17 protein-coding genes are annotated in these 19,792 nt (G+C 72.7%); 6 read left to right on the top strand and 11 right to left on the bottom strand.

Features of this window, described 5'->3' with window-relative positions:
- Positions 1 to 143: 143 nt before the first annotated feature.
- On the top strand, positions 144 to 296 hold the full coding sequence (locus tag ACWC91_RS27925; RefSeq protein WP_450643147.1) for a hypothetical protein: 153 nt from the start codon (positions 144 to 146) through the stop codon (positions 294 to 296).
- A gap of 495 nt (positions 297 to 791) precedes the next feature.
- Here ACWC91_RS27925 and exaC read toward each other — a convergent pair whose 3' ends face one another.
- From exaC to xylB, 5 genes are all read right to left on the bottom strand, one after another.
- On the bottom strand, positions 792 to 2,315 hold the full coding sequence (gene exaC, locus ACWC91_RS27920) for an acetaldehyde dehydrogenase ExaC (protein WP_450643149.1): 1,524 nt from the start codon (positions 2,313 to 2,315) through the stop codon (positions 792 to 794).
- A 120-nt stretch (positions 2,316 to 2,435) separates the two neighbouring features.
- Positions 2,436 to 3,749, bottom strand: a complete 1,314-nt coding sequence (locus ACWC91_RS27915; protein ID WP_281155035.1) for a GAF domain-containing protein — start codon at positions 3,747 to 3,749, stop codon at positions 2,436 to 2,438.
- Positions 3,750 to 3,797: 48 nt separating this feature from the next.
- Positions 3,798 to 4,397, bottom strand: coding sequence for an N-acetylmuramoyl-L-alanine amidase (locus tag ACWC91_RS27910; protein WP_225078446.1), 600 nt, complete (start codon positions 4,395 to 4,397; stop codon positions 3,798 to 3,800).
- Positions 4,398 to 4,972: 575 nt separating this feature from the next.
- Positions 4,973 to 6,181 (bottom strand): ROK family transcriptional regulator, encoded by a 1,209-nt coding sequence (locus ACWC91_RS27905; protein WP_281155034.1) that lies wholly within the window; start codon positions 6,179 to 6,181, stop codon positions 4,973 to 4,975.
- 99 nt (positions 6,182 to 6,280) lie between these two features.
- The gene (gene xylB, locus ACWC91_RS27900; RefSeq protein ID WP_225078448.1) at positions 6,281 to 7,726 is read right to left on the bottom strand and encodes a xylulokinase; all 1,446 of its coding nucleotides are present in this window, start codon (positions 7,724 to 7,726) and stop codon (positions 6,281 to 6,283) included.
- Positions 7,727 to 7,905: 179 nt separating this feature from the next.
- Here xylB and xylA point away from each other — a divergent pair, with 179 nt between their 5' ends.
- Both xylA and ACWC91_RS27890 read left to right on the top strand, forming a co-directional pair.
- Entirely contained in the window at positions 7,906 to 9,072 is a 1,167-nt protein-coding gene (gene xylA / locus ACWC91_RS27895; RefSeq protein ID WP_225078449.1) for a xylose isomerase, read from the top strand.
- A gap of 262 nt (positions 9,073 to 9,334) precedes the next feature.
- Entirely contained in the window at positions 9,335 to 9,643 is a 309-nt protein-coding gene (locus ACWC91_RS27890; RefSeq protein ID WP_450640026.1) for a hypothetical protein, read from the top strand.
- Positions 9,644 to 9,746: 103 nt separating this feature from the next.
- On the opposite strand, the gene ACWC91_RS27885 is transcribed toward ACWC91_RS27890, so the two are convergent.
- Both ACWC91_RS27885 and ACWC91_RS27880 read right to left on the bottom strand, forming a co-directional pair.
- The gene (locus ACWC91_RS27885) at positions 9,747 to 11,012 is read right to left on the bottom strand and encodes an SWIM zinc finger family protein (protein ID WP_450640027.1); all 1,266 of its coding nucleotides are present in this window, start codon (positions 11,010 to 11,012) and stop codon (positions 9,747 to 9,749) included.
- Positions 11,009 to 13,882 (bottom strand): DEAD/DEAH box helicase, encoded by a 2,874-nt coding sequence (locus ACWC91_RS27880; protein WP_450640048.1) that lies wholly within the window; start codon positions 13,880 to 13,882, stop codon positions 11,009 to 11,011. Before ACWC91_RS27880 ends, ACWC91_RS27885 begins: the two co-directional genes overlap by 4 nt.
- 280 nt (positions 13,883 to 14,162) lie before the next feature.
- Here ACWC91_RS27880 and ACWC91_RS27875 point away from each other — a divergent pair, with 280 nt between their 5' ends.
- Positions 14,163 to 14,345 (top strand): hypothetical protein, encoded by a 183-nt coding sequence (locus tag ACWC91_RS27875; protein ID WP_141363527.1) that lies wholly within the window; start codon positions 14,163 to 14,165, stop codon positions 14,343 to 14,345.
- Between the two features lie 4 nt (positions 14,346 to 14,349).
- On the opposite strand, the gene ACWC91_RS27870 is transcribed toward ACWC91_RS27875, so the two are convergent.
- The 4 genes from ACWC91_RS27870 to ACWC91_RS27855 form a co-directional block, all read right to left on the bottom strand.
- Positions 14,350 to 15,744 (bottom strand): tannase/feruloyl esterase family alpha/beta hydrolase, encoded by a 1,395-nt coding sequence (locus ACWC91_RS27870; protein WP_281155030.1) that lies wholly within the window; start codon positions 15,742 to 15,744, stop codon positions 14,350 to 14,352.
- Between the two features lie 180 nt (positions 15,745 to 15,924).
- Positions 15,925 to 16,809 (bottom strand): hypothetical protein, encoded by an 885-nt coding sequence (locus ACWC91_RS27865; protein WP_281155029.1) that lies wholly within the window; start codon positions 16,807 to 16,809, stop codon positions 15,925 to 15,927.
- Positions 16,810 to 16,935: 126 nt separating this feature from the next.
- Positions 16,936 to 17,535, bottom strand: coding sequence for a class I SAM-dependent methyltransferase (locus ACWC91_RS27860; RefSeq protein ID WP_225078454.1), 600 nt, complete (start codon positions 17,533 to 17,535; stop codon positions 16,936 to 16,938).
- A 172-nt stretch (positions 17,536 to 17,707) separates the two neighbouring features.
- Positions 17,708 to 18,136, bottom strand: coding sequence for a PPOX class F420-dependent oxidoreductase (locus tag ACWC91_RS27855; RefSeq protein ID WP_450640028.1), 429 nt, complete (start codon positions 18,134 to 18,136; stop codon positions 17,708 to 17,710).
- A 94-nt stretch (positions 18,137 to 18,230) separates the two neighbouring features.
- Here ACWC91_RS27855 and ACWC91_RS27850 point away from each other — a divergent pair, with 94 nt between their 5' ends.
- Together ACWC91_RS27850 and ACWC91_RS27845 are read left to right on the top strand one after the other, a co-directional pair.
- Positions 18,231 to 18,644, top strand: coding sequence for a roadblock/LC7 domain-containing protein (locus ACWC91_RS27850; protein ID WP_225078456.1), 414 nt, complete (start codon positions 18,231 to 18,233; stop codon positions 18,642 to 18,644).
- 127 nt (positions 18,645 to 18,771) lie between these two features.
- Complete coding sequence (locus ACWC91_RS27845) at positions 18,772 to 19,764, top strand: DUF6397 family protein (protein ID WP_450640029.1); 993 nt, start codon at positions 18,772 to 18,774, stop codon at positions 19,762 to 19,764.
- Positions 19,765 to 19,792 lie beyond the last annotated feature (28 nt).

Genomic DNA, 19,792 nt, shown 5'->3' with positions numbered 1-19,792 from the left:
GGGGCAACTCACGCAATGCGTCATTCCGGGCAGTTTCGGAAACTTGATCGCAGCCGAGTAGTAGCACCGTCTGGCCTGGTGTTTTGCGGGACGTTGTACGTTGGCATGGCCCTTTCGGCGCTATTCTTGCCTGCCGTGGGCGAATGAGGATTCCCGAACGCCGCGCTACGCGAAGCCTCGACCGGCTCACGGACGGCGGCCTGCTGGCGGTCGTCTCGGACAGCGCACCCCGAGCCCTGCGCTCATATCGGCTTGCCCTCGCCGCCGGCGGACCCAAGCAGACGTCGGGTTCGTGATGCGGCGCGCAACATAGGAGGCAACTCCATCGACATGTTCGCGTATGGCTTGATGTGGGCGAGGGCACGGGAGTACGTGCTGACCCGCACGGAACTCTCTTCTGGGCTGGCCAAGCGGCCCTACGACCTTTGTCATGCCGGGATCTCGTTCTGGTTGCACTGCGGCCTGGACCCGGCCGAATGTTGCTCGCCGCGCGGGTCAGAGCATGGGAGGTTCTCTTCCGCTACCACGCCAAGTTCTTGGACGGTGTGCGGGATCGGGCCAACAATCTCATTGAGCAGTCGCTTGAGGAGTGGCAACGGGTCAGCCCTGGTGTCGCTCCTGACGGGGGAGCCAGGGCTTTGGTCCGCGATTGGTCCGGAACAGATGGTCAAGCGTGGGATACCAGCGGGACGAATTGGGAGTCGCGATATAAATCAGGCTCAGGCCTGAGTGGGACGAGCGGAAGGCGCCTGACGTGTAAAAGCCCAGGTCAGGCGCCTTTTCTCGTGCCCTTAGAAGAAGCCGAGCCTCTTCGGGGAGTACGACACCAGGAGGTTCTTCGTCTGCTGGTAGTGGTCCAGCATCATCTTGTGGGTCTCGCGCCCGATTCCGGACTGCTTGTAGCCGCCGAAGGCGGAGTGCGCGGGGTACGCGTGGTAGCAGTTCGTCCAGACGCGGCCCGCCTGGATGGCGCGGCCCGCGCGGTAGGCGGTGCCGTTGTCCCGGGTCCACACGCCCGCGCCGAGGCCGTACAACGTGTCGTTCGCGATTTTGATGGCGTCGTCGAAGTCGTCGAAGGACGTCACCGAGACCACCGGGCCGAAGATCTCCTCCTGGAAGATACGCATCCGGTTGTCGCCCTCGAAGATGGTCGGCTGGACGTAGTAGCCGCCCTTCAACTCACCGTCGTGCTCGATGCGTTCGCCGCCCGTCAGGACGCGCGCGCCCTCCTGTCGGCCGATGTCCAGGTAAGAGAGGATCTTCTCCAGCTGGTCGTTGGACGCCTGGGCGCCGATCATGGTGTCGGTGTCGAGGGGGTGGCCCGTCGTGATGAGCTTGGTGCGGGCGACCGCCGCCTCGACGAACTCGGCGTAGTGACCGCGCTGGATCAGCGCCCGGGACGGGCAGGTGCACACCTCGCCCTGGTTGAGCGCGAACATCGTGAAGCCTTCGAGTGCCTTGTCGCGGAAGTCGTCGTCCGCCGCCGAGACGTCGTCGAAGAAGATGTTCGGCGACTTGCCGCCGAGCTCCAGCGTGACCGGCTTGATGTTCTCCGCGGCGTACTGCATGATCAGCCGCCCCGTCGTCGTCTCGCCCGTGAACGCGACCTTGGCCACCCGCGGGCTGGAGGCGAGCGGCTTGCCCGCCTCCACACCGAAGCCGTTGACGATGTTCAGCACGCCGGGCGGCAGCAGGTCGGAGACCAGGCTCATCCAGTAGTGGATCGAGGCCGGGGTCTGCTCGGCGGGCTTGAGCACCACCGCGTTGCCCGCGGCGAGCGCGGGTGCCAGCTTCCAGGTCGCCATGAGGATCGGGAAGTTCCACGGGATGATCTGCGCGACCACCCCGAGCGGCTCGTGGAAGTGGTACGCCACCGTGTCGTTGTCGATCTCCCCGAGCGAACCCTCCTGCGCCCTGATCGCGCCCGCGAAGTACCGGAAGTGGTCGATGGCCAGCGGGATGTCGGCCGCCAGCGTCTCGCGGACCGGCTTGCCGTTCTCCCAGCTCTCGGCGACCGCCAGGGACTCGAGGTTGGCCTTCATACGGTCGGCGATCTTCAGCAGGATGTCGGAGCGTTCGGTCACGGACGTGCGGCCCCAGCCCGGGGCGGCCGCGTGCGCCGCGTCCAGCGCCCGCTCGACGTCCTCCGCCGTTCCGCGCGCGATCTCCGTGAACGGCTGCCCGTTCACCGGCGACGGGTTCTCGAAGTACTGTCCGCGGGCCGGCGGCACGTACTCGCCGCCGATGAAGTGGTCGTAGCGCGTCTGGTAGGAGACGATCGCGCCCTCGGTGCCGGGCGCCGCGTAACGGGTCATCCTGGTCTGCCTCCTCAGCAGCGCTGCCCGCCGTTGGGCAGCTCTCGGCGCGAGGCTAGACATGCCGACGTTGCAAGGACGTTGCGGCGAGCCACCGCGGGCCGTGCCGGGCCGGAGACGTCAGCGGGGTGCCGTACGGGGCCAGCCGGGCGGAGCCGCCAGCTCCGCCTCCAGCGCGGCGAGCCGGGCCCGGGCCGTCACGCTCGGCAGTACGGCGACGAGGGCCCGCCACACGTCCAGGTCGTCCTCGCCCCACGGCGCGTGCGCCCAGTCGGCCAGCAGGTCGGGGTCGCGCCGGGCGATCAGCGCGCTCCGCATGCCGTCGGCGAGACGCTGCCGCAGCCGCACCACCGCGGGGGCCTGCGAGCCGGGCAGCAGCGGACCGGAGTACGCCGCGGCGGCCGCCGCGACCGCCCCCGTCTCCAGCCGGTGCTGGACGACCGCCACGTCCGAGCCGACCGGCACGGACAGCCGGTACGGGCGCGAGGAGAGCAGTCCCGGACCGAGCACCCTGCGCAGCCGGGCCAGCTCGGCCCGCAGCGTCACCGGCGTCACCGACTCGTCCTCGTACAGCGCGCACAGCAGCTCGTCCCCGGTCAGACCCTCCGGGTGGCGGGCCAGCAGCACCAGGATCTCGCTGTGCCGACGGCTCAGCCGGACACCGCGACCGCCGACCACCAGTCGGGCCTCGTCCCGTCCGAGCGCGGTCAGTTCGGCCGCGTCGGCGGCGGGGCGGCGCGGGGCGAGCAGCGCCAGTTCCGACTCGGCGGCCCGCGCCACCGCCCGCACGAAACCGAGGCTGTGCGGGTGGGCGAGCCCGTCCCCACCGGTGATGTCCACCGCTCCGAGCACCTGTCCCGTGCGCGGATCGTGCACCGGGGCCGCCGCGCACGTCCAGGGCTGGACACGCCGGATGAAGTGCTCGGCCGCGAACACCTGTACCGGGCGGTCCAGGGCGACCGCCGTGCCCGGCGCGTTCGTCCCGACGGCGGACTCCGACCAGCGCGCGCCCGGCACGAAGTTCATCCGGCCCGCCTTGCGGCGCGTCTCCGGATGTCCCTCCACCCACAGCAGTCTGCCGTGCGTGTCGCACACCGCGAGCAGATGCTCCCCGTCGGCGGCGAACGTGCCCAGCAACTCCCGGAACAGTGGCATCACCGGCGCCAGTGGATGCTCCGCCCGGTAAGTGCCGAGGTCGCTGTCGGCGAGTTCCACGCTCGCGGTGCCGTCCGGCCCGACACCCGCCCGCGCGGACCGCCGCCACGAGTCGGCCACCACCGGACGCACCGGGCGCGGCACCGCGCCCACCGCGGTGAACGTCTCGTGTGCCCGGCGCAGGGCCCGAACACGCTCGGCAGGGTCGGCCCCCGGCTCCAGGGCCACCCACGGATCGGTCAATGCGGCCTCCCCGGATGGCGATGCGGCTGGGGACATCGTCACTCCCGGCGCGCCCCCGGACAACCTCTTCGCCCGGGCTCGCCGTCAGGCGAAGTTCACCAGTCTGATGTAACGCATCCAGTCCCAGTTGGGCCCGGGATCGGTGTGGTCCGTGCCCGGTACTTCATAGTGCCCGATGATGTGCGCGCGGTCCTTGGGGATGCGGTATCTGTCGCAGATCGCCGCGGTGAGTCTGGCCGACTCCTCGTACAGGGCGTTGGTGAAGTAGGCGGGCTCGTCCACCCAGCCCTCGTGCTCGATGCCGATGCTGCGGGTGTTGTAGTCCCAGTTCCCGGCGTGCCAGGCGACGTCCGACTCGAGGACGCACTGCGCGACGCGTCCGTCGGCGGACCGGACGACATAGTGCGCGGACACCTCCTTCTTCGGGTTCTGGAAGATCGCCAGGGTGCTGGCGTAGGGCTCCTGGGTGACGTGGATGACCACCCGGTCCACCGAGTAGCTCATGGGCCGACTGGACGCCGTGTAGTTGGAGTTGCTCGCCGGCTGCCACTCGGCCTCCGGGTAGTCCACCGCCCGGGGTCGCGCGCCGGCCGGTGCGGCGGGAAGCAGGGCGTAGGGGACGGCGGCCAGAGCGGCACCCTTGAGCAGGTTTCGTCGGCTGGGGAGAGGTCGTGCCCGTTCCATGGGCGGTGGCCTTTCTGTGGGGGAGTGGTGGTGCGGGTGTCCGTGGGGAGGTGGTGCGGGAGGTCGGTGAGGAGGTGGTGCGGGGGGTCGCTGGGTGGGCTGGTCGTGCGGTCCGCGTGTGGGGTGGTCGTGCGGTCCGCGGTGAGTCTCGCTCACCGACGGCCGCTCCTTGCGGAGCTTGGCCACGGCCGGAGTTGGTGTCGCACGGATCGGCCAACGGGGACGCGTCGGTCCGGGTGGCCGACTGGCCGGGGTGGCCGGGGTCCGGCCTGCCGAACCCGCGGTCGCGCACGAGTCACTTCACCGCGGCGACCCGGGATATCCGGACCGCGTCCACCGGCCGGTGTGCGGCGCCGGCGGACAGGACGTGCGTGTCCGGGACAGCTCGTGTTTCCCCCGTCATGTGAACCCCTTCGTCCACCTGAGATCCGCGGTCGACCCGACTCGACGGCGGCACCTCGCGTGAATCACGTTACGGGGCTTGCGGGTTGGGCAGAAGAGCCCGGCGGGGTTCGGTGGACACCCGGGGAAATGTGGAAAACTCCGCCACTCGATCGGGTGAAGTGGGCCTGCGGTCAGGCGCGTTCGGCCACCGACGCCGGGTCGTCGAGGACGGCCCGCACCACCGCGTGCGCGGCACCCAGCAGCGGCCCCTCGGGGCCCAGCCGGGACACGGACACCGGACAGGCGGGCCCCGCGGTCCGGCTCGCCAACTCGGCCTCCAGGGAGGGCAGCAGCCAGGGCGCGAGTGCGGCCAGGGCACCGCCCAGCACGACGCTCCGGGGGTCGAGCAGATTGACGGCCCCGGTCAGCGCGACGCCCAGCGCCCTGCCGGCCTCGCGCAGGGCCCGCCGTACGTCCTCGTCGCCCTCGGCCGCGCGGGTGGCGAGCAGCCCAACCCGGCCTTCGCCCGGCTCCAGGCCGGCCGCCCGCAGTACGGCTTCCTCTCCCGCGTACTGCTCCAGGCAGCCGCGCCCGCCGCAGGGACAGACGAGCCCCTCCGGTTCGACCGGCACATGCCCCAGCTCGCCCGCGAAACCGCGCGTCCCACGCAGCAGCCGCCCGTCGACCACGACGGCGGCACCGATGCCGATCTCCGCCGACACGTGCAGGAAGTCACGCGGAGTGTCCTCGCCGAGCCAGAGTTCCGCGAGCCCGCCGAAGTTCGCCTCGTTGTCCACCGTCAGGGGCAGGCCGGGAGGCAGCAGGGCGCCGAGGTCGGTGTCGTTCCAGTCGAGGTTGGGAGCCCGCACGACCGTACGGCCGTCCCGTGCGATCAGTCCGGGCACGGCGACCGAGAGCCCCGCGGGCCACAGGTCCTGCCGCTCCGCCTCGGCGACGACCTGTCGTATCAGCGCGGTGAGTTCGCGCGTCACAGGTTCGGGCGAGCGGCCGCGGTTGGTTCCGTGGCGTACCGCCCGTGCCCGCACCTGGCCGCGCAGGTCGACCACGCAGGCCGCGAGGTGGTCGACCCCGACCTCCGCGCCGACCCCGGCCGGGCCGTGGCCGCTGACGGCCAGCGCCGAACCGGGGCGGCCCACCCGGCCGGGCCGTTCGGGTCCCAGCTCTTCCAGCAGCCCGGTCCGGACCAGTTCGTCGACGAGGGTCGACACCGCGGCACGGGTCAGTCCGATGCGTGAGGCGACCGCCGCCCGCGACAGCGGCCCGTCGGCGCGGACGGTGTGCATGACCCGGGCGAGGTTGCGGCGGCGCATGCCCTGCTGGGTGTCGGGCAGCGCGCGCCCCGGACCGGCCGGGCGGGCCTCGTGCAGCGGTGCGGTCATGCCTCCGTCGTCCTTGGTCGGTGTCCGCCGGCGAATCCGCGCCGAGCGGTGCGATGCGGGCGGACGGCCGTCGGACGGCCGTCCGACGGCCGGCGTCCGTCAGGGGGTCCGCGTCCCGCGCTCCAGGAGCGGTGCCGCATCGGAGAGTACCCCGGAGATCCTGTTCAAGGTCGTCTCGTCGCGGTCCACCGCCTCCAGCACCGGGCCGTCGGCGGTCCGCCAGCGGCGGGCGACCGCGGCCGGGTCCTCGCCGGTGAGCAGCCCCGCGGCCTGGGCCGCGGCGCCCAGCGCGACCAGCTCTCGGGCCTCGGGGATCTGCACGGGCCGCCCGGACAGGCGCCGTACGGTCTGCTGCCAGGCCGTGCCCCGGGCGCCGCCGCCGATCAGCAGCAGCGGGGTGGTGCGGTCGGCGTCCTGGTCGAGCACCAGGTCCAGCGCGCCGAGCAGGGCGTGCACGGCGCCGTCGTAGGCGGCCTGGAGCAGTTGTCCGGCCGTGGTGTCGTGGCGCAGCCCGTGCAGCAGCCCGGAGGCGTTCGGCAGGTTCGGGGTGCGTTCGCCGTCCAGGTAGGGGAGCAAGGTGACGGACGTACCGGGTTCCACGGCCTCGCGGTCCAGGCCGAGCAGGGCGGCGACCCGGTCGACGGCGAGCGTGCAGTTGAGGGTGCAGGCCAGCGGCAGCCAGTCACCGCGCGCGTCGGCGAAACCCGCCACCGTTCCCGACGGGTCGGCGCTCCGGTGGCGCGACACCGCGTACACAGTGCCGGAGGTGCCGAGACTCAGCACCGGGGTTCCCGGCCGCAGTCCGAGGCCCAGCGCGGCGGCGGCGTTGTCACCGGTGCCGGCCGCCACCAGCGTGCCCTTGGAGAACGGCAGGTCGTGGCTGTCACGCACGGTCCCCGCCACCTCGCCGGGGCGCACCACCCGGGGCAGCAGCGACGGATCGAGTCCCACAAGGGCGAGGATCTCCTCGTCGTAGCCCTCGGTCGTGGACGCCCACCAGCCCGTACCCGAGGCGTCTCCCCGGTCGGTCGTGCCCTCGCCCGTCAGATGCTGGGTGAGGTAGTCGTGCGGCAGGCGGACCGCCGCCGTCGAGCGCGCCGCCTCCGGCTCGTGCTCGGCCAGCCAGGCCCACTTCGTGACCGTGAAGGAGGCTCCCGGCACGCTGCCCGTGCGCTCCGCCCAGGCCTTCGGACCGCCCAGCTCCTCGACGAGACGGCGGGCCTGCGGGGCCGAGCGCACGTCGTTCCAGAGCAGGGCCGGCCGTACCGGGGCGCCCTGCGCGTCCAGGGTCACCAGTCCGTGCTGCTGGCCGGCGATCGACACGGCGGCGGCCTCGTGGGCCGCCTCCCCGCACTGGTGCAGCGCCTCGCACAGCGCGTCCCACCACTGGCGCGGGTCGCTCTCGCGGCCGTCACCGGACGAGACGGTGTGCGGCGCCTGCCCGCTCGCCACGACCTGCCCGGTGGCCGCGTCGACGACGAGCACCTTGGTGGACTGCGTGGACGAGTCCACACCGACGACGAGCGGACCCTCGGCTGCTGACATCGGCTCTCCCTCTTTCCGCGGCTCGCGCGATCTGACCTGCGGTTCTCATGGTGTACACGGCCCGGCGACGCGGGTGCCGTCCCGGTCGGGGCCCTCTGTTCCCTTCCCAGGGATGCGTCGGCATACTAATTTGTAAATCGCCATGACGAAATAGTCGCAAGCGAGCAAGGAGCCGCGGCATGAGCTACCAGCCCACCCCCGAGGACAGGTTCACCTTCGGCCTGTGGACCGTCGGCTGGCAGGGACGGGACCCGTTCGGCGACGCCACGCGCCGCGCCCTCGACCCGGTCGAGACGGTGCAGCGCCTGGCCGAACTCGGCGCACACGGCGTGACCTTCCACGACGACGACCTGATCCCCTTCGGGGCCTCCGACACCGAGCGCGAGTCGCACATCAAGCGCTTCCGGCAGGCACTCGACGCGACCGGCATGTCCGTGCCGATGGCCACCACGAACCTCTTCACCCACCCCGTCTTCAAGGACGGCGCGTTCACGGCCAACGACCGCGACGTGCGCCGCTACGCGCTGCGCAAGACGATCCGCAACATCGACCTGGCCGTCGAGCTGGGCGCGAAGACGTACGTGGCCTGGGGCGGCCGAGAGGGCGCCGAGTCCGGCGCCGCCAAGGACGTGCGGGCCGCTCTGGACCGTATGAAGGAGGCCTTCGACCTCCTCGGCGAGTACGTCACCTCCCAGGGCTACGACATCCGCTTCGCCATCGAGCCCAAGCCGAACGAGCCGCGCGGCGACATCCTGCTGCCCACCGTCGGCCACGCGCTCGCGTTCATCGAGCGCCTGGAGCGCCCCGAGCTGTACGGCGTCAACCCCGAGGTCGGCCACGAGCAGATGGCCGGGCTCAACTTCCCGCACGGCATCGCCCAGGCGCTGTGGGCGGGCAAGCTCTTCCACATCGACCTCAACGGTCAGTCCGGCATCAAGTACGACCAGGACCTGCGCTTCGGCGCCGGTGACCTGCGCTCCGCCTTCTGGCTGGTCGACCTGCTGGAGAGCGCCGGCTACGCGGGCCCGCGCCACTTCGACTTCAAGCCGCCGCGGACCGAGGACCTGGACGGCGTGTGGGCGTCGGCCGCCGGCTGCATGCGCAACTACCTCATCCTCAAGGAGCGTTCGGCTGCCTTCCGGGCCGACCCGGAGGTCCAGGAGGCCCTGCGCGCCGCCCGGCTCGACCAGCTGGCGCAGCCCACGGCGGCGGACGGCCTGGAGGCGCTGCTCGCGGACCGCTCGGCCTTCGAGGGCTTCGACGTCGAGGCGGCCGCCGCTCGCGGCATGGCCTTCGAGCAGCTCGACCAGCTCGCGATGGACCACCTGCTGGGGGCCCGCGGCTGACACGGAGGCGTCCGGTTCCCGAGGGCACACACGCGTACGTGTGCCCCCGGAGGGGCTGTACGCGCGGTGTCGGAGGGGCCGTACGCGCGTGCGTGCCGAGGGGTCCGCACGCGCGCGTGCACCGTGGGCGCTCCGGGCGGCACGCCGTCCGTGACCGGTCCCCGCGCGGAATGCCGCGGAACCATGCGATCCACAGCATGGGTTCGTATCGACTTCCGCGCGGGGCCCGCGCGTTGTCCGGCCGGCGGCGACGATGGGTGCCATGGCCATCCCGCCCGTACCGCCTCGGCCGCCCGGGCCGCCGAAGCGCAGGAACCCGCTCTTCGTCCTCCTCACCGTGCTGGCGGCCGCCGGTGCGGTCGCCTTGGTGCTGGTGCTCGCTTTCTCGGGGAGCGGCTCGCGGGACGAGCACCCGCCCTCCGGCAGCAGCCCGCGTACGAGCCCCTCGCCCGCCCCGACCCTGAGCCTCCCCACCGAGCTGCCGACCCGGCTCCCCAGCTCCCTGCCCTCCGGCTTCCCGAGTGGTCTGCCGAGCGAGATCCCGAGTGATCTCCAATCGCTGCTTCCCTGACCGGACGGAGGTGGCCCGCCGTCACGGCCGGCCGGACCGGGCGGGGCTGCCGGACGTGCAGCGGACCGGACAGGGCTGCCGTACGCGGATCACTTTTCCCCGGCTACTCCTCCCCGCCCTCGGCACGGGCCGTCACGGCCAGCGCCGTCGCCGGGTCCTGGGCGGGTGGCCCGGCGGGCTCCCAGTGGCCCTGCCGCCTCCGGTAGGGCCACCAGCGGCCGTCCCGTCCCAGGCGGAGCTGGCGCTCCTCCCCGTCGACGGTCCAGCGGTTGTTCTCGGCCCGCAGCGACGGCCTCTCGTCCTCCTCCCACGCCGACTCCACAGCGGCGCACGCGCGCGCGTGGTCGTCGCCGTCCGGCGCCCACTCCTCCTCCAGCACGGAAAGGCCCGAAGCGCCTCCCAGCCGAAAGGCGAGCACGGCCCGTGTCAGCTCCTCCCCGCTGCGGCCCGAGCCCTCGGCCAACCGGTCCAGCACTGCGCTGTCGGTGGCGCCCGCGGCCAGGCGTACGGCGTCCTGGGCGACGCTTGGCTCCGTGACCGGCGAGTGCGCCGCCGTCCCGGCGTCCAGCATCTCGCCGAGCCACTGGCGCGCCGCCACCGCCGTCCGTGCGGCCAGGATCTCCAGGGCGGAAGGATCGACCCCCGGCGCCGGCGGGGTTTCGGTGTCCAGGCCGGGCGGCAGGCCCGGTTCCGCGGGCAGCTCCGGCAGGGGCGGCAGGGCAGGCAGCGCGTACCCCGCCGCGTACGCCTCCGCGGCGTCCACGCCGTCCGGCGCCGACGGCCCGCCGTCGTCCGCGGTGTCGCGGCCTTGGAGCTCGGCGGACAGGACTCGCTCAGCGCGGCCGCGCATCAGCAGCAGCACGAACGGATCCTGGTCCAGCAGCCGCGCCACCACGTGGCACAGCGCCGCGGTGTGCCCGCAGTGGTCCCAGGCGCCGCAGTCGCACTCGGGTTCCAGATCCCCGATCCCGGGCAGCAGTTCGATCCCCGCGGCTGCGGCGTCCTCGGCGAGAGACGGCGGCAGGTCGCGGTCGAGAAGCGCCGCCAGGTGCCCGGACCGTTCGACGACGACATCCAGGAACCGGTCCCACTCGCCGTCGGACAGTTCCTCCAGCAGGACGTCCGCGCGGTGCGCCGTACGATCGCGGTCGTGCACCACGGCCGTGACGCGGCCCGGGCGCACCGAGACCGCGCCGACCGCGCCCGCGCGGGCGAGCCTGCGGCCGGTCCTCACCTGCTCGCCGTCCAGGGCCGTGTCCTCGAGCGCCTTCAGCCAGGCCTGGCCCCACCACGTGTGGGCGAAACCCCGCCCCCGCGCGGGCGGCAGGGCGGCGAACGTGCGCTCCTGGTCGGCACGGTGATCCGTCATCGCGATCCTCCTCGCAGCTCCACCAGGTCGGCGAGCTCCGCGTCCGTCAGCTCTGTGAGCGCCCTCTCGCCCGTCCCCAGCACCGCGTCGGCCAGGTTCCGCTTGCGGTGCAGCAGTTCGGCGATACGGTCCTCGATCGTTCCCTCGGCGATGAGCCGGTGCACCTGCACGGGCCGGCTCTGCCCGATGCGGTACGCCCGGTCGGTGGCCTGTGCCTCGACGGCGGGGTTCCACCAGCGGTCGTAGTGCACGACGTGCTCCGCGCGCGTGAGGTTGAGTCCGGTGCCCGCGGCCTTCAACGAGAGCAGGAACACGGGCACTTCGCCGGCCTGGAAGCGCCCGACCATGACCTCCCGCGCGGCGACGGGTGTGCCGCCGTGCAGGAACTGCGACCGCACACCGCGTGCGGCCAGGTGCCGCTCGATCAGGCGCGCCATCCGCACGTACTGGGTGAACACCAGGACGCTCGCCCCCTCGGAGAGGATGGTGCCGAGCAGTTCGTCCAGCAACTCCAGTTTCCCGGACCGGCCGGCGATCCTCGGCCGGTCCTCCTTGAGGAACTGCGCCGGATGGTTGCAGATCTGCTTCAGACCGGTCAGCAGCTTCACGATCAGCCCGCGGCGCGCCATGTCGTCGGCGCCGGAGATCGCCGTGAGTGTCTCGCGCACCAGCGCCTCGTACAGGCCCGTCTGTTCCACGGTGAGCGACACCGCGCGGTCGGTCTCGGTCTTCGGCGGCAGTTCGGGCACGATCCCCGGGTCGGACTTGCGGCGCCGCAGCAGGAACGGGCCGACGAGCCGGGTCAGCCGCTCGGCGGCGGCCGGGTCCCGGCCGCTCTCGATGGCCGCCGCGTAGCGGGTGCGGAAGGTGCCGAGCCGGCCCAGCAGTCCGGGCGTCGCCCAGTCGAGGATCGCCCACAGTTCGGAGAGGTTGTTCTCCACGGGGGTGCCCGTGAGCGCCACGCGCGCGCGTGCGCCGATGGAGCGCAGCCGCCGCGCCGTCGACGAGTAGGGGTTCTTCACGTGCTGGGCCTCGTCCGCCACGACCATGCCCCACGCCACCTCGGCCAGGCGCGGCGCGTCCAGGCGCATGGTGCCGTACGTGGTGAGGACGAACTCGCCGTCGCCCAGCGCCTCCAGATCGCGGCGGGAGCCGTGGAAGCGCCGTACGGGCGTGCCGGGCGCGAACTTCTCGATCTCCCGCTGCCAGTTGCCCATCAGAGACGCCGGGCACACCACGAGGGTCGGTCCGGCGGACGCCGGGTCGCTCTGGCGGTGCAGATGCAGCGCGATCAGGGTGATCGTCTTGCCGAGCCCCATGTCGTCGGCCAGGCAGCAGCCCAATCCCAGGGACGTCATCCGGACCAGCCAGTCGAGCCCCCGCAGCTGGTAGTCGCGCAGGCGGGCGGCGAGCGCGGCGGGCTGCCCGACCGGTTCCCCGGCCTCCGGGTCCGCCAGCCGGTCCCGCAGGGCCGCAAGCCATCCCGTGGGGCGGACCTCGACCTGGCGGCCGTCGACCTCCGCCGAGCCGGTCACGGCGGCGCCCAGCGCTTCCACGGGGCTGATCTTCCGGTCCTGTCGGTCCCGGGCGCGGCGCAGTTCGGCGGGGTCGACGAGGATCCACTGGTCGCGCAGCCGCACGAGGGGCCGGTTGGCCTCCGCCAGGCGGTCCAGCTCCTCGCGTGTGAGCCGTTGGCCGCCCAGTGCGAACCACCAGTCGAAGGCGAGCAGGGCGTCCGCGGACAGGGCCGCTCGGGGATCCGGCGGTGTGCCGCCGGTACTGCCGGAGCCGTCGTCCTCGTCCACGGGTCCGACCGTGAGACCGGAGACCAGTCCGCGGGCCGGCTGCGTGGGCCAGTGCACGTCCACCCCTGCGGCGGCCAGGGTCCGGGCACCCTCGCCGAGGAGTTCGGCGACCTCCTCGGCGACGAGTTCGACGGCGTCCGGCACGGATGCCGACAACAGCGGCGTCAGCGCCGGCCACGAACGGGCCGCGCGGCGCAGGGCGAGCAGGACGTCCGTGCGCACCCCGGGGCCGAACGTCTCGCCCGTGCGGCCCGATCCGGTCCACACTTCGGCGGCGTCGGCGACCTGCGCGGGATCGCCGACGTCGTGCACCTGAAGCACCGCGCGGAACCGCGGCTCGGCTTCGTGCCGCTCGGCGGACTCGAGCCCCAGCACCTCGACGCGCAGCGAGATCCTCGCGCCCGCGTCGTGGCCCGCGGCGACATCGGCGGTCCAGGCCCGCAGCTCCGGCACGCGCCGCGGTTCCCGGGCGGCGTAGGCAGGGCCGCCCGTGAGGAGGGGTGCGGCAGGGGAGCGGGGCAGTGTGTCGGCCACCGCGTCCAGGAAGCCGCGCAGCAGATGCTTGGGGTCGGGCAGCCGCAGCCGCTCGGTGCCGTCGAGCGGGAAGGCGTGCGCCTCGGGCGGCATCGAGGCGGCCAGCGCCCGGACGTGCTCGGCGTCCCGGCCGCGCAGCGGTGCCGCGCGCCAGGCGTCGTGGTCACCGGCGGACAGGCCGGGAAGCAGCAGCCCTCGTGCCACGAGGTGCAGGCCCAGGACGGACGCAGCGCCCCAGAACACGGTGGCCCGGTGCCCGTGCCCGGCGACACGCGCGTGCGTGAGGACCGGCAGGGCCGCACGCACGGGAAGCAGGACGGCCGGCCTGGTCACCGCCTCCACATCACCGCTGCGGGGCAGGACGACCGTCAGCTCCTCGACGGGCGCCGGGACCACGGCCGGCGGAGTACGGCCGTCGGGATGCCAGAAGGCGACCCGGCCCGTGCGGGCGGGGTCCGAGGGCACGAACACCGCACAGCAGCGGGCCAGTTCGGAGATCTCGGACGGTGATGCCGCGGGAGTTCTCTGCACAGCCAACCTGATTCCTCAAATTTGACTACCTGAAGTCGGGTCGCCGAGGGTACAGCACAGCGGCGGCCCACCGGGAATGATTGGTGCGGTGGCGCGGGCCACCGCGAGATGGTCCCAGGGTGCAGTGGGCCGGGCTGTCGCGCGGGGCCGAGGAGAGCGGGCCCCGCGCGACCAGTAGGGGTGCGCCTCAGGGACGACTCAGGGTCGCGGTCCGGAACCGCCGGGAGCGTGGGCCCGTTCTCAGGACAGAGAGCGGCAGTGGCCGCGAAGGAGGCGACAGATGTCGAAGAACGCGAAGATCGCCGCAGGAGGAGTGGCGGTCGGACTCATCCTGCTGATCTGGCTGCCCTGGTGGGCCGCCGTCCTGATAGTGCTCGGAGTCCCGGCCGCCGCGTACCTCGCCCTGGACCCCTCGCAGCGACGCCGGCTTCGCCGCGTCACCCGCAAGGAGCTCGGCCGCTGAAGCACTACCGCCCTCGCGCGTTCCCGTTCAGGGCGCAGGAGTCGACCACATCGCCGCTCGCGGGCCTGCCGACGGTCCGGTCCGCGGGCGGCCGGACACCGCGCTCCACCCACGCCACCAGCGCGTCGAACGCCGACCGGTAGCAGGGCAGGATCGGCCGCAACCGGTCGGGATGGGTGTCGTACAGTCCGTCGACGTGCGTTCCGCCCTGGACGGTGTAGTACCGGTGCAGCCCGCCCCGTCCGCTCGCGTCGACCATGCGGGCGTACACATCCGAGTCCGCCGCACGGGGCAGCAGCGCGTCCAGATCGCCGTGCAGCGTGATGAGGGGTTTGCCGATCCGTCCGGTCAGGGCCACGCGGGCCACGGCGCGGTGCACGGAGGCGGGGCGGGACGCGTAGTCGTACACCGCGTCCGAGGCGCAGGGCGCCAGGATCTGCTCCGGCGTGGTCCCGGCGGACGGCCCGGGACAGGCAGGGTCGTAGGCCGGGTCGAACGCGGCTCGGTAGGTCTTCTGCGTCACGCCCCAGTACGCCTGCCCGTGGTAAGGCCACAGGAACTCCGAGCCCCGCGCGAAGCCCACCGAGTACAGGTCCGCGTCGCTTGCCGAGCCCAGGGTCCGTGCGACGGCCGTCGGCAGTGAGGTGAGCAGGTTCGGGCCGTCGGCCGTCCATAGCGCCCCTTCCCAGTCCACGCCGCCGTCGTACAGCTCCGGATGGTGCTCGAGCTGCCAGCGCGTGAGGTAGCCGCCGTTGGAGATACCGGTCATGTACGTACGGCGTGGCGCGTGGCCGTAGCGCTGGGCGACCGCGCGCCTGGCGGCCCGCGTGAGCTGGGTGGTGCGAGTGTTCCACTCGGCGACCGCGTCGCCGGGACGGCTGCCGTCGCGGTAGAAGTCGGCTCCGCTGTTCCCCTTGTCGGTCGCGGCGTAGGCGAAGCCCTGCGCCAGTACCTGGTCCGAGATCGCCCTGTCCGTCGCGTACTGCTTGCGTGTACCGGGCGCCCCGGTGACCACGAGGCCGCCGTTCCAGCGGTCCGGCAGCCTGATCACGAACTGGGCGTCATGGTCCCAGCCGTGCGTGGTGTTGAAGTGGGAGGAGTCCGGGAAGTAGCCGTCGATCTGCGTCCCGGGCACCCCGGACGGTGTGCGCGTCGCCCGCGCCGTGAGCCCCGCCTGGTCGTTCGGATCGGTGTACGGGGTACCGGCCAGCCCGGTCGTGGTCAGATCGGGCAGACACGCGGTCTGCTGGAGGGCCGCGCCCGGCACCCGTACGCGCTCCTGGTGCGCACAATGGCCGCCGGTGCCGGCACCGGCGGCAGCCGAGGCGGGAGCGGGCGATATGACGGCCGCCGCCATCACAGCGGCGGCGGCGAGCGGAAATCCTCGGGACAGACGCATGACGGCCTCCAGTGGCACGACGGGACGGCGGGTACAGCACGGGCGTGTGAAGCGCCCAGGGCTGCCCCATCGTGCGGACTGGCCACCCCGTCATCCATGGGTTGGCACCACATGGAGCCGGGGCTCGTCATGGAGAGGCAAGACATGTGCCAAGAGGATGCGCTCTCTTGGCACCAGGTCTCAGAGGGGGCGTACCGCCAGCCTGTCGAGGGCTTCCAGCAGACCCGGAAGCTCCGGCCCCCGGCCGACGGGCAGGACTTCACCGGGCTCGTCGTCGAGGAGCACGAAGGCGATGTCGTCGGTGCGGGCCACCATCGACCAGCCGGGGCCGTCGGCCCGCAGGGTGCGCGCTTCGCCGGGCGCGAAGGATGACCGGACCCGGCCCAGCGGCGGCGGCGCGTCCACGTACGCGTGTGCCTCCGCCAGGACGCGGCGGATGCCGCTGTGGCTCGGAGAAGCCTCGCCACCCGTCCTGTTCCGCGGTTCGCCGCTCCCGTCGGTCGACGCGCTCGACGGATCGTCGTCGTTCCCGGTCTGGGCTCCGGCCCGGTCTGCGGGAGCGAGGAACTCCGCGTCGTCGATCTGCTCGCGCCACACCGCCCACTGCAGTGCGATCTCGTCGGCGCCCAGACGGCGCTGGGCCGGCCCCCAGACGCTGGTGTCGGGCGGGGACAGCGCGGGCCCGCCCGAGGACTCCGGGTCCGGGTCGTGCGGCGCGGCCACGCCCGGAGCCGCCACGGCGAGGGCCAGGGGCCAGCCCGGCAGGGCGGCCACCACACTGCGCTCGTCGGGTGACAGGTCGTACTCCATGCCGCAGTCCCAGGACGCGATGGCCACGGCGACCAGCGACACGTCGTCGACGACGACCGTCCACCGCGCCCCGTCGCCGTCCTGACCGAGCACCAGACCGTACCCGTCGGCGAGCGGTGCGAGGCCGAGCGCGGCGCAGGCCTCCGGGTAGTCGTCGCCCAGAACGCTCGGGAACTGCGCGGGCGTCAGCAGTACCGCCGTGAGCACGTAGAGAGCGTCGTCCGCGGCGGCGACCTCCTCGTCAGTCCCGGCCATCTCAACCTCCCCATCGGTTCCCTCAACGGCGCGCACCCTAGTGCGGGTGGAAGGCCGTTGTCACGACTCAGGTGCACAGCCGGGCCTGCGGTTCTCCACCGTGGGGCCCGTGCGGTCGGACGGCGGTCAGTCCTCGCGTACGGCCAGCGCCAGGAAGCGCGCGTCCTCGTCGGCGTAGGACGTCATGCGCCATCCCGAACGGGAGAGCAGCGGACGGAGGTTGGGTTCCGCGCGCAGGTCGTCCGGCGTGATCTGCCGGCCCTGGCGTGCGGCGAGAGCCGCTCGGCCGATCGGATGGAACAGCGCCAGGGCGCCACCCGGACGTACGACGCGCCGCAACTCCCGCAGGTTCTCCGCGGGATGGGGCAGGTGCGCGATGAGTCCCGCGGCGAACACGGCGTCGAAGGACCCTGACTTGAGCGGCAGCACGCCGACATCGGCGAGCAGCAGCAGTCCCTCCCGGTCCCGCCCGGCCCGTACGGCGGCTTCCAGCATGGCCCACGTCAGATCGGCGCCCACGACGATGCCCGACGCGCCCACGGCGGCGCGCAGCGGGGGCAGGGCGCGCCCGGTGCCGCAGCCCGCGTCGAGGACGCGGTCGCCCTCACGCAGCCCGAGTTCGGCGACCGCGGCCGCGTAGGCGGGGCCGTCGTCCGGGAACCGGCTGTCCCAGTCGGCGGCGCGGGCCGTGAAGAACTCCTGGACGTGTGTGTGGTCGTCGCTCATGTCCGCATGATCCCTCACCGGGGCGGACCGGCGCCCGGGAAGCGGATGCTCGTCCGGCTCGTGGAGTGCGCCGGGTGGACCGCAGGATCGCACCACCCGGCTCCTCGACTCCACGCGGCCGAATGCAACCGGCCGCGTACGGCCGGACGGGCGGGAGCCCGCCGGTGGCGGGTCAGTCCGCGAGATCCTTCACCGCCACCACCTTGTCGATCCTGACCCGGACCAGGAGCTCGCCCGGTACGCCGTTGCGTGCTCCGAACTCCTCGCCGCGCTCCTCGCCCATGTAACGGCCGCCGATGCGGGTGGCCCACAGCCGGACCTCGTCGAGGTCCTCCGACAGCCGGGCGCGACCCTGCAGCACCACGAACGTGAACGGCGGCCGTTCGTCGTCCACGCACAGGGCCACCCGGTCGTCACGGGCCAGATTGCGCCCTTTCACGGTTTCCTTCCCGGTGTTGAACACCACGTCGTCGCCGTCGAGCAGGAACCAGATCGGCGCGACATGAGGGCTTCCATCGGCTCTTACGGTCGACAGCTTGCCGGTGCGGGTGCCGTACGAGACGAACGCCCGCCATTCCTCGTCGGTCATCTTGTCTGCCATGCGCCCATCCTCCTTGCCGGGACAGCGGTGGTGGGGAAGGCTGGCGGCAGATCCTCCGGTCAGGGGGGAAGAGATCACACGGGGAGACCGCATCATGGCGCAGAACCAGACACTGAGCTGGCTGCTCGACGATCTGACCCAACGGGTGGAACACGTACGACACGCCTTAGTCCTGTCCACCGACGGGCTGGTCACGGGGGCGAGCACGGGACTGCGACGCGAGGACGCTGAGCATCTCGCGGCCGTCTCGTCCGGTCTGCACAGCCTGGCCAAAGGCTCGGGACGCCACTTCGGCGCGGGCGGGGTGCGCCAGACGATGGTGGAGTTCGACGACGCGGTGCTGTTCGTCACGGCCGCCGGCGCGGGCAGCTGCCTGTGCGTCCTCAGCGGAGCGGAGGCCGACATCGGGCAGATCGCCTACGAGATGACCCTGCTCGTCAACCGGGTCGGCGAGCACCTCGACGTGGATGCCCGCCGGCCTGAAGGGACGTCGTCCACAGACCTCTGAGCTGCATCCTTCGTCATCCTTTGCGGAGTTGTCCACAGGCTCGCGCCGCCGATTCCCGCCACCGGCTACCGTTTTTCGCAGGTGAGCGCAAACGGCGCGATCCCGACACTCCACGGGGGAGACGAGTATGTCCGGCAACACCGCCACACACGAGGTCACGCCCACCGCCCGGACGGCCGCCACCAGGGGCCGAGCGCCCTTCTCACAGAGCCGGGCGGCTCGCGAACTGGGGCTCAAACGCAGCGAGTTCGACCTGGCCGTGCACCTCGGTCACATCCGCACCCGTCCCGCTGAGGCCGGAGGCGGCCGGCATGTCGACCGCGCCGAGGTCGAGCGGCTGCGCGGGCAGGAGGGCTTCCCGGAGATGCTGCGGCAGCGGGTGGCGACCGTGGGCACGAGGGAGGGCTCGGCGATCATGGAGGTGGCCGCCGCCCGGTTCACCCGTCTGGCCAGACTGGGCCTCCTGGTTCCGGTCACATTCCACCTCAACCGCTACCGGGCCGTGGTCTGGCGGTATCTGGCCGATGAACTGGTGGAGTTCGCCGCCGACGCGAAGAACGCCCCGCTGCTGAACCGGCCCCTGCCGGAGACACTGCGGTCCCAACTGGACACCGGCCTGGACCTGCGCCCCCGCAACTGGCGCGGACGGCACCTCGGCTTCCTGCTGTGTCAGGCCGCGGACCCATGGGAGCGAGCCGGCGTCGTGGCCTCGCTGCTCGACCCGGTCCAGATCTCCGAGATCGTCACGGATCCTTACGAGCGCTCCCATCTGAGCCGCTTCCGGCCGCCGCCACCCGCCCATGGCGCACCCGGCTCGCCGGCCGCCCACCTCACGGAGCGGATCACGACGGCGCAGGACGCCGACGAGATCGACCTGCTCCGTACGGACCTGGCACGGTCGGTGCGGGAGGCGCGAGCCCACCGGCCCGCGCCCCGCCCGGCCTCGCGGCACCCTGACCCGCACCCGGGCCAGGACCCACACCGGCAGCCGGACGCACACCCGCACTCGGTACGGCACCGGCGTCCGCCCGCGCCCAGGCACTGCGATCGACCCCGGCCCTCCGAGAATCCGCGACGGTCACACGGTCTGCTGAGCAGGCTCTTGCGCAGAACCACCTGAGCCACGCACGCCGGCCCCGGACTGGTCG

This window comes from Streptomyces sp. NPDC001204 (assembly GCF_053598035.1).
This window is presented reverse-complemented; position numbering and strand designations above follow the sequence as displayed.